Source organism: Mesorhizobium sp. B2-8-3, from assembly GCF_006440815.1.
GTDB lineage: Bacteria > Pseudomonadota > Alphaproteobacteria > Rhizobiales > Rhizobiaceae > Mesorhizobium.
On the sequence record NZ_VFTW01000001.1, the window covers coordinates 86,589 to 100,513 of the forward strand.

15 protein-coding genes are annotated in these 13,925 nt (G+C 64.3%); 10 read left to right on the forward strand and 5 right to left on the reverse strand.

Translation table 11 applies throughout. From position 1 onward, the window contains the following. Nucleotides 1-114: 114 nt before the first annotated feature. Entirely contained in the window at nucleotides 115-651 is a 537-nt protein-coding gene (locus tag FJ418_RS00450; protein WP_140640788.1) for a tetratricopeptide repeat protein, read from the reverse strand. Nucleotides 652-829: 178 nt separating this feature from the next. Here FJ418_RS00450 and FJ418_RS00455 point away from each other — a divergent pair, with 178 nt between their 5' ends. The 3 genes from FJ418_RS00455 to FJ418_RS00465 all read left to right on the forward strand — a co-directional run bounded on the left by FJ418_RS00455 (nucleotide 830) and on the right by FJ418_RS00465 (nucleotide 3,345). Continuing rightward, entirely contained in the window at nucleotides 830-1,255 is a 426-nt protein-coding gene (locus FJ418_RS00455; protein WP_140782327.1) for a DUF3775 domain-containing protein, read from the forward strand. Nucleotides 1,256-1,375: 120 nt separating this feature from the next. Beyond that, nucleotides 1,376-2,377, forward strand: a complete 1,002-nt coding sequence (locus tag FJ418_RS00460) for an extensin family protein (protein ID WP_246682856.1) — start codon at nucleotides 1,376-1,378, stop codon at nucleotides 2,375-2,377. A gap of 137 nt (nucleotides 2,378-2,514) precedes the next feature. After that, nucleotides 2,515-3,345 carry an extensin family protein gene (locus tag FJ418_RS00465; protein WP_140862989.1) on the forward strand — a complete coding sequence of 277 codons (831 nt, stop codon included), beginning with the start codon at nucleotides 2,515-2,517 and terminating at the stop codon, nucleotides 3,343-3,345. Between the two features lies 1 nt (nucleotide 3,346). Here the strand turns inward: FJ418_RS00465 and FJ418_RS00470 are convergent, their stop codons facing one another. Next, nucleotides 3,347-3,991 (reverse strand): gamma-glutamylcyclotransferase, encoded by a 645-nt coding sequence (locus FJ418_RS00470; RefSeq protein ID WP_246682858.1) that lies wholly within the window; start codon nucleotides 3,989-3,991, stop codon nucleotides 3,347-3,349. Nucleotides 3,992-4,167: 176 nt separating this feature from the next. On the opposite strand from FJ418_RS00470, the gene FJ418_RS00475 reads away from it, so the two are divergent. The 3 genes from FJ418_RS00475 (at nucleotide 4,168) to FJ418_RS00485 (ending at nucleotide 7,776) form a co-directional block, all read left to right on the forward strand. Then, nucleotides 4,168-4,875: an LssY C-terminal domain-containing protein gene (locus FJ418_RS00475; protein ID WP_140640796.1), complete on the forward strand. Its 708-nt coding sequence runs from the start codon at nucleotides 4,168-4,170 to the stop codon at nucleotides 4,873-4,875. A gap of 172 nt (nucleotides 4,876-5,047) precedes the next feature. Next, complete coding sequence (locus FJ418_RS00480; protein ID WP_140782332.1) at nucleotides 5,048-6,358, forward strand: hemolysin family protein; 1,311 nt, start codon at nucleotides 5,048-5,050, stop codon at nucleotides 6,356-6,358. Between the two features lie 122 nt (nucleotides 6,359-6,480). Further along, complete coding sequence (locus FJ418_RS00485) at nucleotides 6,481-7,776, forward strand: glucoamylase family protein (RefSeq protein ID WP_140862993.1); 1,296 nt, start codon at nucleotides 6,481-6,483, stop codon at nucleotides 7,774-7,776. A gap of 255 nt (nucleotides 7,777-8,031) precedes the next feature. Here FJ418_RS00485 and FJ418_RS00490 read toward each other — a convergent pair whose 3' ends face one another. Further along, the gene (locus tag FJ418_RS00490) at nucleotides 8,032-8,637 is read right to left on the reverse strand and encodes an NADPH-dependent FMN reductase (protein ID WP_140647526.1); all 606 of its coding nucleotides are present in this window, start codon (nucleotides 8,635-8,637) and stop codon (nucleotides 8,032-8,034) included. A 90-nt stretch (nucleotides 8,638-8,727) separates the two neighbouring features. Here FJ418_RS00490 and FJ418_RS00495 point away from each other — a divergent pair, with 90 nt between their 5' ends. Then, nucleotides 8,728-9,096 carry a helix-turn-helix domain-containing protein gene (locus FJ418_RS00495; RefSeq protein ID WP_140647527.1) on the forward strand — a complete coding sequence of 123 codons (369 nt, stop codon included), beginning with the start codon at nucleotides 8,728-8,730 and terminating at the stop codon, nucleotides 9,094-9,096. A gap of 169 nt (nucleotides 9,097-9,265) precedes the next feature. On the opposite strand, the gene FJ418_RS00500 is transcribed toward FJ418_RS00495, so the two are convergent. Together FJ418_RS00500 and FJ418_RS00505 are read right to left on the reverse strand one after the other, a co-directional pair. Beyond that, nucleotides 9,266-9,469: a hypothetical protein gene (locus tag FJ418_RS00500; protein WP_140703856.1), complete on the reverse strand. Its 204-nt coding sequence runs from the start codon at nucleotides 9,467-9,469 to the stop codon at nucleotides 9,266-9,268. Between the two features lie 118 nt (nucleotides 9,470-9,587). Then, nucleotides 9,588-9,983, reverse strand: coding sequence for an acyl-CoA thioesterase (locus FJ418_RS00505; protein WP_140647529.1), 396 nt, complete (start codon nucleotides 9,981-9,983; stop codon nucleotides 9,588-9,590). Nucleotides 9,984-10,171: 188 nt separating this feature from the next. Between FJ418_RS00505 and FJ418_RS00510 the strand changes: the two genes are divergently transcribed. The 3 genes from FJ418_RS00510 to FJ418_RS00520 are packed head-to-tail and all read left to right on the forward strand — an operon-like array spanning nucleotide 10,172 to nucleotide 13,910. After that, nucleotides 10,172-11,788: a GMC family oxidoreductase N-terminal domain-containing protein gene (locus FJ418_RS00510; RefSeq protein WP_140862996.1), complete on the forward strand. Its 1,617-nt coding sequence runs from the start codon at nucleotides 10,172-10,174 to the stop codon at nucleotides 11,786-11,788. Beyond that, the gene (locus FJ418_RS00515) at nucleotides 11,785-12,996 is read left to right on the forward strand and encodes a mandelate racemase/muconate lactonizing enzyme family protein (protein WP_140859093.1); all 1,212 of its coding nucleotides are present in this window, start codon (nucleotides 11,785-11,787) and stop codon (nucleotides 12,994-12,996) included. Before FJ418_RS00510 ends, FJ418_RS00515 begins: the two co-directional genes overlap by 4 nt. Next, nucleotides 12,993-13,910: an NAD(P)-dependent oxidoreductase gene (locus FJ418_RS00520; protein WP_140862998.1), complete on the forward strand. Its 918-nt coding sequence runs from the start codon at nucleotides 12,993-12,995 to the stop codon at nucleotides 13,908-13,910. Before FJ418_RS00515 ends, FJ418_RS00520 begins: the two co-directional genes overlap by 4 nt. Nucleotides 13,911-13,925: the final 15 nt, after the last annotated feature.

Below are 13,925 nucleotides of genomic sequence, written 5' to 3' on the forward strand. Positions count from 1 at the left end.
CAAAAATTGAAGTTCGGCAAAATGATCACCGCTTTCGCGGGCCCGCGGCTGACGGCGAGCAACAAAAACCGGCTGTGAGCAATCACAGCCGGTTCGAGAGACGTCGGGCCCTGCTCAGCTCCTCAGGAAATGATCGATCTGCTCGGACAGCATGCCGTATTCGCGCGAGCCCTTGCCGGTCCGCTTTTCGATTTCCTGGAGCTGCTGCTGGGCGCCGGCGAGATCGCCGATCTGCAGATGCGCTTCGCCGAGATATTCGCGCACCAGCGTATAGTTCGGGTCGATGCGAAGCGCTTCCTCGTAATAGCCAAGGCCGACCGTGACGCGGCCGGAATGGCGATGCGAATAACCGAGATAGTTGAGGATGCGCGGATCCTGCTTGTTGGCGGCAAGCGTCAGCACTGAGATCGCCTCGTCATAGCGCCCGGCCATCGCCAGATCGTGGCCGGCCTCATAGATGCTGTCATCATCCAGCATGCCATATTGCGGCACGACGCACTTCTTCTTTTTCTTGTCCCAAACCTCGCCCTTCTTGCAGGTGGTGGTCGTCTGGCCACCGCTGCTGCCGCCTTCACCAGCTGCAAAAGCCGGCGCAACGAACAGCGGCAGCGCCGCAATAGCCATGACCTGAACAAGCAAACGTCTGCGCATCGAAGCCTCCATGAGCGTGACAATGCCAGATTAACGCCGCCTTGGCGCGGTTTCATCCCGAAATGCGGGTAGCTGCCGAACTATTTTGGACGGCCGGACAGAAGCCGTTACCGCCGGACGTGACGCGCGCTTTAATTCCGCTATCATCGGGGCCAAGCGCATCACGTGGAGAAGGATCGTGCAGCAGCGCCTCGAGAAGGAGTGGGACCTTTCGATCGATCCGGACACGGTGCGCCTGTTCATCCTCAAGGCCAAGGCGCTGAGCGCCGCCGTAAACGAGGACTATGACGACGGCGCCGAGCACGAGGTCGAATTCGACGGCGACACCCATGCCAGCCATCACCATGACGGCCTTGTCGAGGAAGCTTCGGAAGACCTCACCGAGGAGGAATTCCGCGAGCTGATCAACGATCTCAATATCGACGAAGCGGCCGAGCTGATCGCGCTCGCCTGGGTCGGACGCGGCGACTATGACGCATCCGAATGGGCGGACGCGGTGGCCGCGGCCAGGGAGCGTCCCAGGAAGCGCACGGCCAAGTATCTGCTTGGCCTGCCGATGCTTGCCGACTGGCTGGAGGAAGGCCTTGAAGCCATCGGCGCGTAACGCGCCGGTAACCGATTGTGATCGGCAAGGCGGGTCGCGCAGGCAACTTCGCGACGCGACCGCCGTTTCCGGGCGATGGCAACGCTGAGCCTTTCACGATTTTGCAGACTGGCGCTGCCTGTGGCGGCTGCGATCCTGCTGGTTGCGCCGGCCGCCGCCAAGCATCATCATCGGCATAAGAGGCACCTGCCGCCGGCCGGCCAAAGCGCCGCTCCGGCGCCGCAAACGCCTGCGGCGACACCGGTTCCGGGGTCGCGTCCGCGGGATATGGAGAACGGCGCCGATAGGTCCGGGCGAGACAAAAGCCGCCTCGACAGCAATGACGACTTTCTCAACCAGGACAAGTCGCATCCGAAATGGGATGCCCGCCCGCCACGTTCGAAGGGCGCTCAATCCGGGCCGCGGACGCAATCCGAACCGCAGACGCCGGATGTCGTGCCCACGCCCCCGCAGAAGCCCACCGAACTGGAGCCCGAGCCGCCGGAAACTGGGCCGCAACCATCGGAAAAACCCGAACCGCCGGGCGAGGAAAAGATGCCTCCCGATCCGCGTTCCGCCGAGATGCCGGCCGACAAGATGCCGGCGGAGGAAACCGCATGCCGGGAAAGGCTGAAGGCGCTTGGCATCGAATTCGAGGAGCACAAGGCCGAGCACGACGCGGAAATCGGCTGCTCGATTCCCTATCCGATAATTTTGAAAACGCTTGGCAAATCCATCGGTATCAGCCCCGGCACCGAGCTCAACTGCCAGATGGCGGAGGCGGCCGCGCGCTTCATGGCCGATGTCGTCCAGCCCACGGCGAAGGCCGAACTCGGGGCCGACCTGAAGTCGATCAACCAGACTTCGGCCTTTGTCTGCCGGCCGCGCCACGGCACGCGCAAACTGTCGGAACACGCCTTCGGCAACGCGCTCGACATCGCCAGCTTCACCTTGTCGGACGGGAGGACGATCGAGGTCGGGCCGGCGCCGCCGGAGAAGGACGCGAAGTTCCTCAACGCGGTGCGCAAGGCTGCCTGCGGGCCATTCAAGACGGTGCTCGGGCCGGGCGCCGACGCCGACCATGCGCTGCATTTCCACCTCGACCTGGAACCGCGCCGCCACGGCGGCACTTTTTGCCAGTAAGCGCGATATCGAAAGTCTCGGGTCACGTCCGGCAAGAACAGCGCCGCAATTCCGCCCCATGCGTGAATGGGGCCGCTGATCTTTCCTTTACTCTTGGCGATTAATCTTGTGCCATTCGGGGACAAGGACGCCTTTCAATGGCTCGAAGACTTGGCGCCATGCTTGGCTTGGCGCAACGGAACAAGCGTGCGCGCGTCACGATCGCAGGGCTGGCCGCGGGCGTTGCCATCGCGACGATATCGGCCTGTACGACGGGCGACGTCTTTGCGCTGCAGCCGGCCGTCGATGTCGGCAGCCAGACGGCAGCCGTGCCGCAGCCCGACGCGCCGCAATATTCCGGAATGCAGCGCCTCGTTCCGTCCAATCCCTACATGACCGAGGCCGCCTATCCGCGCATGGACGAGCCGATGTCGCCCGGCGAGCAGTTGCCGGCCAGCGAGATCGACTGCCGCAACGAGTTGAAGCGGATGGGCGTCGTCTATCAGGACATCCAGCCGATCCATGAAGGCCAGTGCGGCATCGATTTCCCGGTAAAAGTTTCGGCCATCGGCAGTGTCGCCATGAAGCCGGCCGCAACGCTGACCTGCAACATGGCCGCCACCTTTGCCGCCTGGACGAAGAACGAGCTGCAGCCGGCCGCCCGCTGGCGCTATTTCTCCGGCGTCAGGGCGATCCACCAGGGCTCCAGCTATTCCTGCCGCAACATCGCCGGCGAAGGCGTCCTGTCCGAGCACGGCAAGGGCAACGCGCTCGACGTGATGAGCATCGAGCTCAACAATGGCGACGACATCGATGTCCGCAAGCCCGGCCTGTTCGCCTTCCGCACGCGCGGCTTCCTCAACAATGTGCGCGCCGACGGTTGCCAATATTTCACCACGGTGCTCGGCCCCGGCTACAATTACGACCACCGCAACCACTTCCATTTCGACATCAAGAACCGCAAAAGCGGCTACCGCGCCTGCCGCTAGATCAGCCTCGGGCTTCGGTGGCAGCGATGATCTGCCGGGCGACCAGATCCTGGATACGCCAAAGGTTTCTGTCGCGAATCCCGCTTTCCTCCAGTTTGGCGACCGTTCGGAAAAGATATTGCGCCGAGGAGCCCCAATGCCCGGCGGCGCGCGCCAGCGTGTGCGCAACCTGCTCCAGCGCCAGCTTGCCGGCATAGGCCCTTCCTTGGGGTGCGGCGACAAAGGCCAGGGCACGCAACGGTCCGTCCTTGGTCCGGAGCTTGATCCAGCAGGGCACATTGGTCGGCGGGTTCGCGTCTATTTCGCGACGAAGCAGTTGGACGATTTGCCCAAAATGGTCCTCCGACGGCAGCCGGTAGGCGATGCCGTTGCAACTGCCTCCCCGGTCGAGCGCCAGCATCAGCGCCGGCATCTCTCGCGTTCCGCGCCAACGTGTCAGCGTCAGGCAGAATGAGCGATGCCACCCTGGCGCGGTGGCTGGACGCTGCTCTTCATAGATGAACTCCGGATTCCAGATCAGCGAGCCATAGGCAAAGACCCAGAGCGTCTCAGGCCGATATTGCGCAAGCAGCTGTTCGGCCAGATCGTCAAATTCGGCATCGCTGTGTTCGCCAGTTCCGGGCTCGGGACCGGGATCGGGCTCCATGCGCTCGACCCTCGCGACAAGCTCCGCGGTCAGCGCCATTTTCCCGTGGCTTGTCTTTGTCCGCCCCATTCGCACCCCCCTTTAGCGATAACTAATGATAAATGGTCTCCAGATCGCTGGCCATTGATTTCCCATGATTGTAGCGCAACAGATGCCATACGGGTCGGGCGGCATTCATGAGCCAACGAAGCTTAAGACGGCGGGCGGCGATCTGGCTGGTGGCGTTTTGTGCCTTCTATCTGGCGCTCGCCTATCTCGCCGCGCCGGAATTTTGGACCTGGCGGGAGCGCGGCTTCCGCACGCGGCCCTTCGAGATGGTGACGCACACGCCGCAAGGCATTCCCGGCGACCCGATCAATGTCGGCCTGGTCGGCACCGAGAAGGAAGTCGTCCACGCCTTCGCCGTCGCCGGCTGGGATACGGCCGATGCCGTGACGCTGCGGACCGCGATCGACATCGGCGAAAGCGTCTTGTTTTCCCGCCCCTACCCCGATGCGCCGATGAGCCGCCTTTTGTTCGAGGGCCGTGCCCAGGACCTCGCCTTCGAAAAGCCGATCGGAGGCAGCGCCGACCGGCGCCACCACGTCCGCTTCTGGCAGACGGATACGGTCGGCGACGACGGCCGTCCGCTCTGGCTGGGCGCCGCGAGCTTCGATCGCGGCGTCGGCCTCAGCCACGATACGGGCGCCGTCACCCACCATATCGGCCCCGACATCGACGCGGAGCGCGACTTCCTGATCGGCGACCTGAAGGCTGCCGATCTGCTGGCATCCACCAGCGAGATACCGGGGATCGGCGCCACCAAGGCAGGACGCAACGGCGGCGGCGATCCCTATTTTACCGACGGCATGGCCGTGATCGGCGTGCTGAAGACGCCGCAATGACGGCGCACCCGTCACGCGCGCGCTGACGCCTAAGGTGCGCGTCGTCATCGACGCGCTTGTCGGGCATTTCTCGGCGCCGATCTGGGATGCGGCTTGAACAGCGCGCCTGTCATGTTCCAAAAATACCGACAAGCTATTTTCGAATGCGCTGCAGCAATGCTATTGACCGCCCATGCTTTATGTTGAAATCGCCGTCGTTGCCGTCCTCATCTGCGTGAACGGCCTTCTGGCAATGTCGGAGCTCGCCATCGTCTCGTCGCGGCCCGCCCGCCTCAAGGCGATGATCGACCGCAACGTCAAGGGCGCCGGCCGCGCGCTGGCGCTGGGCTCGAACCCTGGCAAATTCCTGTCCTCGGTGCAGATCGGCATCACGCTCGTCGGCGTTCTTTCGGGCGCGTTCTCGGGCGCGACCCTCGGCGAAAGGCTGGCGCAATATCTGGCCACGACCGGCATCCGCGAAAACATCGCCGACCCTGTCGGCGTCGGCATCGTCGTCGCAATCATCACCTATGCCTCGCTGATCGTCGGCGAGCTTGTGCCGAAGCAGATCGCGCTGCGCGATCCCGAGCGCGTCGCCGTCCGCGCGGCGCCCGCAATGACCATCATTGCCACCATCTCGGCGCCGCTCGTCTTCCTGCTCGACATTTCCGGCCGCGCCGTTCTGTGGCTGCTCGGCCAGGCTGGCGAGGCGGAAGAGAAGGTCACCGACGAGGAGATCAAGATGCTGGTCGCCGAGGCCGAGCATCACGGCACCATCGAATCCGACGAGCGCCGCATGATCGCCGGCGTCATGCGCCTCGGCGACCGCGCCGTGCGCGCCGTCATGACGCCGCGCACCGAGGTCGACTGGCTGAACCTGCAGTCCGACGAGACCGCCGTCAAAAAGCTTCTGATGGATACCCAGCACTCGCGCCTGCCCGTCGGCGACGGCAATGTCGACGCCATGGTCGGCGTCATCCAGACGCGCGACGTGCTGGCCGCCCTTCTCGCCGGCAGGGTGCTGGATCCGCGCCAGCATGTGCGCGCCGCCCCCATCGTGCATGACCAGGCCGACGCGCTCGACGTGCTGCAGAAGCTTAGGGAATCGGACGTGCCGATGGCGCTCGTTCATGACGAATACGGCCATTTCGAAGGCATCGTCACGCCGGCCGACATCCTCGAAGCCATCACAGGCGTGTTCCGCTCCGACCTCGAGGCGGGCGAGGAAGAGAACGCCGTCAAGCGCGATGACGGCTCGTGGCTGCTGGCCGGCTACATGCAGGCCGACGAGATGGCCGAGGTGCTGGGCATCGACCTGCCCGAAAACCGCGACTACGAAACCGTCGCCGGCTATGTGCTGTCGCATCTCCACCATCTGCCGACGACCGGCGAGTGCGTCGACGCGCAAGGCTGGCGCTTCGAGGTGGTCGACCTCGACGGCCGCCGCATCGACAAGCTGATCGCCACCCGCCTGCCCGGCGGCCATCGCCCGGTGGCGCGCTGAGTGGCCGGAAAGGTTCGATCGGGCGTCGGGGCGGTTGGCGCGGCAGCCAAGCTTCGCTTCCTCACTTAGGATTGACGGTCAGAAAGCTTTGAAGCGCTGCGAAAGCGTCTATATCGGCAACCATGGATGCATCGAGCGAACACGCGCTGAACGACGAGCTTCTTTCAGACATCCAACGTCTGTCCTTCGACTATTTTCTGAAGGAGGCCAATCCGGTCAACGGCCTGGTCGCCGACCGCAACACCGCGGCATCGCCCGCCAGCATAGCGGCCGTCGGCCTCGCTTTGTCGTCCTATCCTGTCGGAGTCGAGCGCGGTTTCATGACGCGCGCCGCCGCGGTCGAGCGGACGCTCGCCACGCTCCGCTTCTTCTGGAATGCGCCGCATGGGCCGGAGCCCGACGCCACCGGCTACAAGGGCTTCTATTATCATTTCCTCGACATGCGGACCGGACGCCGCGTCTGGAACTGCGAATTGTCCACCATCGATACCGCGCTTCTGCTTGCCGGTGTCCTGACGGCCGGCGCCTATTTCGACGCCGACGACGAGTTCGAACTGGAGATCCGCCGGCTCGCCGATGCGCTCTACCGCCGCACCGACTGGCGCTGGGCCCAGAATGGCGGCGCCACCGTCACCCATGGCTGGCGGCCCGAAAAAGGCTTCCTGCGTTACCGCTGGGAAGGCTATGACGAGGCGCTGATCCTCTACATGCTGGGCCTCGGCTCGCCGACTTTCCCATTGTCGCCCGAGAGCTACGCCGCCTGGTTGTCGAGCTATAGATGGAAGAAGATCTATGGCCGGGACCTGGTCTATGCCGGTCCGCTCTTCATCCATCAGTTCTCGCATATCTGGATCGATTTTCGCGGCATTCGCGATGCCTTCATGCGCAATGTCGGCAGCGACTATTTCGAGAACAGCCGGCAGGCGACCTTTCTCCAGCGCGACTATGCCATCCGCAATCCCAAGGGCTTCACCGGCTACGGGGAGAATTGCTGGGGCCTCACGGCCAGCGACGGCCCGGGCCCGCAACAGAAGCAGGCCGGTGGACGCCGCTTCTTCAACTACCTGGCGCGCGGCGCGCCTTTCGGTCCCGATGACGGCACGCTGTCGGCATGGGCGGCGATCACGTCCTTGCCGTTTGCGCCGGAGATCGTGCTGCCGGCGCTGCGCTACTTCCACGAAATCGACCTGCACGACGGCAATCCCTACGGCTTCACCGCGAGCTTCAATCCAACGATCGCCGCCATTGAAGGCCGGCCTTGCGGCTGGGTGTCGCCGGACCATGTCGGCATCAATCAGGGGCCGATAGTGTTGATGATCGAGAATTACAGGTCCGATTTCCTGTGGCGGCTGATGCGAAGCGTGCCGGCAATTGCCACGGGCCTGCGACGGGCCGGATTTTCGGGCGGCTGGCTGTAAGGATGAGCCTACTCTTCGTATGGCAGGGCAGCGTCCGCACCGGCCTCTGCCGGTTGCGCTCAATGGGCATCCGGCGGCGGCGCCTTCGGCGTCACGTTGGGCAGGAACGGCACCAGCGCCGTGGCGATGACGAAAGCCACCATGATGACCAGGAACGTATCGGCATAGGCCATCGTCGAGGCCTCCCGACTTCCGCAAACCAAAAAAAGGGCGGCGCAAGCGCCGCCCCTCGGGAGGATAGTCCACGCAGGCTCTTTAAGCGGCCTGGGCTTCGCCGGCGATCGCGTCGGCGGCGCGGGCGGCCTTCAGCACCTTCGCCCACCAGGCGACGTCGTTGACCAGCGCGGCGGCGGCCTGGTTCAGGTGCTCGATGTCCTCGAGCTTCTTCTCGCCCTGGCGGACCGCAAGGAAATCGCCCCAGGCGATATGGACGGCCGACTTGACCGGCGCCATCTGCAGCTCGACGGCGATCAGGCGGAGCTGTTCGACCGCGCGCGCACCGCCGACCGAGCCATAGCCGACAAAACCGGCCGGCTTCTTGTTCCATTCATTGGCAGCATAATCGATGGCGTTCTTCAAGACACCGGTCGGAGCATGGTTGTATTCGGCGGCGGTGAAGATGAAGCCGTCGAACTCGGCGACCTTCTTCTGCCAGCGCTGCGCCACTTCGTTCTGCGACGGCGCCCAGGCGGAGGAAGCGACCTCGTCGAAGAAAGGCAGCGGCCAGTCGCGCAGGTCGACGATCTCGACGTCGATATCGGCGTGCGACTTGGCGATCTTGGCGATCCATTGCGTCGGAACGTCGGCGAAGCGGGCGGCGCGCGTCGAACCGACGACAATGGCGATTTTGGGTTTGGACATAAGGGGCTCTCCTTGCGGGAATTTTTGGTATCGTTTGGATACCGGCGCTATATGTGATACTGACAAATCGGCGCGCAAGGAGGCACGTTTTTGTTACTGAGGCACCCGCACATCACCGAGGACTGCCGCGCCGTGTCGGAGATCCTGCAACGGGTCGGCGACAAATGGACCGTGCTCGTGGTCGGCAAGCTGGGCGACGGGGCGATGCGCTTCAACGAGTTGCGCGCCGCCGTCGGAGGCATTTCGCAAAAGATGCTGACCACCACCTTGCGCGGTCTGGAACGCGACGGGTTCGTGACGCGAAAAGTGTTTCCGACCATTCCGCCACGTGTCGATTACGAGCTGACCCCGCTCGGCCACGAGCTGCTCGTGCCGGTCGGCGCGCTCGGCGAATGGGCGCGCAAGAACACCAATCGGGTCCGCGAAGCGCGCGCGAAATTCGACAGCCAGCAGGCTTGAAACCCTTGTAGTTCAATGGTTTCTGAACCATTGGATGAACCGTGCGGCTCGGCGCCGGCCCTGTCTCGCGTTTCGCTTCGATCAAATCCGCTGCGGTCTCGCCGCTAGCCTCGCTGGCGTCTCCGCGCAACCGCCTCGACAAGAAGGGCTGTCTTTAGCCGGCCACGCATCAGGCGTTTGGATTGGTGCTGCCGCAACACGCCGTCGAGCAGCTTTCCGATTGCGCGGCCCTCTTGCCCGCCACGGTGCGATCCCGCATGCAGGCGACGCGTGGAAGGTCTTTCCTGACCTCCATATAGGCCGTTACGCCGAGCAGGCAGACCAGGGCAATAAGGGCTGCCACGAGCCAGCCGTTCAGCATATGTTGACGCATTGTTGTCCCCTCGCCACCTCAAAGTGGGGCGCGAAGGCAACCATTGGATGTCGCGAAGCGCATCTCCCACGCGGGCGTTGTTACAAAACGGCAAGCCTGGGGAGAATCGGGTATCCCGTCAGATCTCGGCCGGAACCGGCTTTGGCTTGCCTTCGCCGTCGAGCGCGACCATGACGAAATCGGCATGGGTGACCTTTTCCATCAGGTCGGAAAGGTAGCGCTGCGCCCAGGCCTCGACCTTGAGCACCATCGAGGTGCGGCCGACGCGCTCGACATGGGTGTAGATGCAAAGCGTGTCGCCGATCTTCATCGGCTTGGCGAAGGACATCTCCTTGACCGCGGCGGTGACCACGCGCCCCTTGGCGCGCTCGGCGGCGCGGATGCCGCAGGCAAGGTCCATCTGCGCCATAACCCAGCCGCCGAAGATGTCGCCGGCCGCATTGGCGTCGGAGGGCATGGCAAGCGTCCTCAAAGTGAGATCGCCGAGAGGTTTTCCGTCCGCGTAATGCACCATGGCGAAATCCTTGGAGGTCGGTTGCTGTTGCGTAGCAATGCGACCGCCATGTCGCAAGCTTTGGTGAAAGCGAAATGCACGCCGCTTCGCCGGTCGCTTTTTTCACAAGCCATGCCGGAAGCCACGGCGACGCCGCGAGCCGGCAATGTCTAGGGTAAGCCTGACATTGCGGAGCCGCCCACACCATCATGCAGACTTATGATTTCATCGTCGTCGGCTCCGGTTCGGCCGGTTCGGTCGTTGCCGACAGGCTGTCGGCGTCGGGCCGCTTCTCGGTGCTGGTGCTGGAGGCCGGCGGAACCGATCAGCGGTTCTACGTCCAGATGCCGCTCGGCTACGGCAAGACCTTCTTCGATCCGGCCGTCAACTGGAACTACAAGGCCGAGCCGGATCCCGGTCTCGCCGGCAATGCCGACCACTGGCCGCGCGGCAAGCTGCTCGGCGGCTCGAGCTCCATCAACGCCATGGTCTTTATCCGCGGCGCGCGCGAGGATTTCGACGCCTGGGCCGCCGCCGGCAATCCCGGCTGGGGCTATGACGACCTCCTGCCCTCCTTCAAGGCGATGGAAGACAATGCGGCCGGCGCCGACCGGTGGCGCGGCGTCGGCGGTCCGCTGCGCGTCACCGACTGCACGAACGCGGTGCATCCGCTGACCAAGCGCTATCTTGCCGCCGCCCAACAGGCCGGACTGCCGTTCAATCCGGACTTCAACGGCGCCTCCCAGGAAGGCGTTGGCGTCTACCAGATCACGACGAAGAACGGCCGCCGCATGTCGGCGGCCCGAGCTTTCCTGCGGCCCGCGATGAAGCGCGGCAACGTCCGCGTCGAGACAAAGGCGCTGGCGACGAAAATCCTGTTCGAGGGCAAGCGCGCCGTCGGCGTCGAATACGAGCAGAACGGCGAAACGAAAACTGTCCGCGCCGGCCGCGAGGTGATCCTCTGCGGTGGCTCGATCAACTCGCCACAGCTGCTGCAGCTTTCCGGCATCGGCCCGTCGGCGCTGCTCGGCAATCTCGACATCCCGATCATTCACGCCAACGACAATATCGGCGCCAACCTGCAGGACCATGTCGGCATCAACTATACTTTCAAGGGCAAGGTCCCGACGCTCAACCAGATCCTGCGCCCATGGTGGGGCAAGCTGCTGGTCGGCATGCAATACATACTGACACGCTCAGGCCCGCTGTCGCTGTCGATGAACAATGCCGGCGGCTTCTTCCGCACCGACCCGTCGATGGCGCGGCCGAACATGCAGCTCTATTTCCAGGCCTTCTCGACGGTGATCCCGAAGAGCGGCGAGCGTCCGATCCTGACGCCCGACCCCTGGCCAGGCTTCTCGATCGGCCTGTCCAACTGCCGGCCGTCGAGCCGCGGCGAGATCATGATCCGTTCGAACAACCCGCGCGACTTTCCCAAGATCACAGCCAACGCCTATTCGACCAATGCCGATGTCGACGAGATGCTGGCGGCGGTGAAGTTCGTGCGCAAGATCGCCGCGATGCCGGCGATGGCAGAGATCATCGAGGAAGAGGTGCTGCCCGGCCCCTCGATAAGGTCGGACGCCGACTTGATCCAGGATTTCAGGAAACGCTCGGGCACCGTCTATCACCCCGTCTCGACCTGCCGCATGGGGCCGGACGCATCGCGCGCCGTGGTCGATCCCCGGCTGAAAGTGCACGGGCTGGACGCCTTGCGGGTCATCGACGCTTCGATTTTCCCCGACAACATCACGGGCAACACCAATGCCGCCTCGATCCTGACCGGATGGAAAGGCGCCGATCTGGTTCTGGAGGACCACAAATGAAAATCACCGACGTGAAGACCTGGGTTGTCGGCAACCCGCCGCCCGGCATCGGCGGCAAGTATTTCATCTTCGTCAAGCTCACCACCGACGGCGGCGTGGCCGGCTATGGCGAAGCCTACAACGCCACCTTCTCCGCGCATGTCACCGCCAGGATGATCGAGGACATGGCCGAACGCTATCTCGTCGGCCGCGATCCGCACGACATCGAGAATTTCTTCCGCCGCGCCTATTCCTCCGGCTTCACCCAGCGCCCCGACGTCTCCGGCATGGGCTGCTTCTCGGCGCTCGAAATGGCCTGCTGGGACATCGTCGGCAAGGAAGCCGGCAAGCCGGTCTACAAGCTGCTCGGCGGCCAGGTGCATGAGACGCTGCGCTCCTACACCTATCTCTATCCGCACACCGGCAGCGTCCATTCGGAAGATGCGCGCGGCAAGAACGTCTACAACGACCCCGACATGGCCGCCGCTTGCGCGCTCGAATATGTCGAGCAGGGCTTCAACGCCGTGAAGCTCGATCCGGCTGGCCCTTACACCGCCTATGACGGCCACCAGCCGCGCCTGATCGACATCGACCTTTCGGCGCGCATGATCAAGGCGATCCGCGAGGCGGTCGGCACCAGGGCCGACATCCTGTTCGGCACGCATGGCCAGTTCACCGCATCCGGCGCGCTGCGCATGGCGCGCGCCATCGAGCCCTACGATCCGCTCTGGTTCGAGGAGCCGGTGCCGCCGGACATGCCGGAGGTGATGGCGCAGGTCGCCCGCGGCACGTCGATCCCGGTCGCCACCGGCGAGCGGCTGACGACGAAGTTCGAATTCGCCCGCGTCATCGAGAACCGCGCCGCCACCATCCTGCAGCCGGATCTCGGCCGCTCCGGCGGCATCCTCGAAACCAAGAAGATCGCCGCCATGGCCGAGGCCTACCACATCCAGGTGGCGCCGCACTGCTATTGCGGTCCGATCGTCGGCGCCGCCAACATCCAGCTTGCGGTGACGCTGCCCAATTTCCTGATCCTGGAATCGCTGAAGCAGTGGGACGGTTTCCACGAAAAACTGCTCAAGAAGAAGATCGAATGGCAGGACGGCAACGTCATCCCCTCGAAAGAGCCCGGCCTCGGTGTCGAGCTCAACGAGGAAGTCTGCGACGCGCATCCCTATAACGGCAAGGACCTGCATCTGCAGATGATGCAGACCCCGTTGATGCCGTGACCCTGGCCTACGCCTTCATCGGGCTTGGCCATCTCGGCGGCAACCTTGCCGCCAGCCTGCTGCGCAACGGCTTTGCCGTCACCGTCTTCGACCGCGACCCGGCGGCGGTCGAGCGTCTGGTCGCGCTCGGCGCCACGGCGGCGGCGAGCCCGGCGGAGGCCGCCGCCCGCGCCGGCAACGCGATCACCTGCCTGCCTTCGCCGAAGGTCAGCGAAGCGGTGCTCGCCGGCCCGGACGGATTGCTTCAAGGCCTGCCGGCGGGCGGCACCTGGATCGAGATGTCGACCAACGGCCGCGACGAGATCCTGCGGCTTGCCGCAATCGCCTCGGCGAAGGGCATCGAGACGCTGGAATGCCCGGTGACCGGCGGCGTGCATCTGGCGGCGGCGGGCAGGATCACCGCGCTGGTCGGCGGCGATGCCGCGCTCTACGAACGCCATCGATTAGCCATCGAGGCGATGTGCGCAAAGTCTTTCCTGATGGGTCCGATCGGCTCCGCGGCGGTGATCAAGGTCATCACCAACATGCTCGCCTTCATCCATCTCGTCGCCGCCGGCGAGGCGCTGATGCTCGCCAAACAGGGCGGGCTCGACCTCGCCCAGGCCTACCACGCCATCGTCGCCTCTTCCGGCAACAGCTTCGTCCACGAGACCGAGAGCCAGCTGGTGCTCAACGGCTCCTACGACATCGGCTTCACCATGGACCTGGCGCTGAAGGACCTCGGCTTCGCGCTGGCCATGGGCAGGGATTTCGGCGCGCCGCTCGATCTGGCATCGCACGTCAACGCGATCTTCGAGGAGGGCAAGCGCGCCTATGGCGGCGATGCCTGGTCGACCCAGATCGTCAAGCTTCTGGAGGATGCGATGGGGACGGAGCTGCGCGCACCGGGCTTCCCTGCCAAGCTCGAACTGTAATCCGGCAAAAATTTA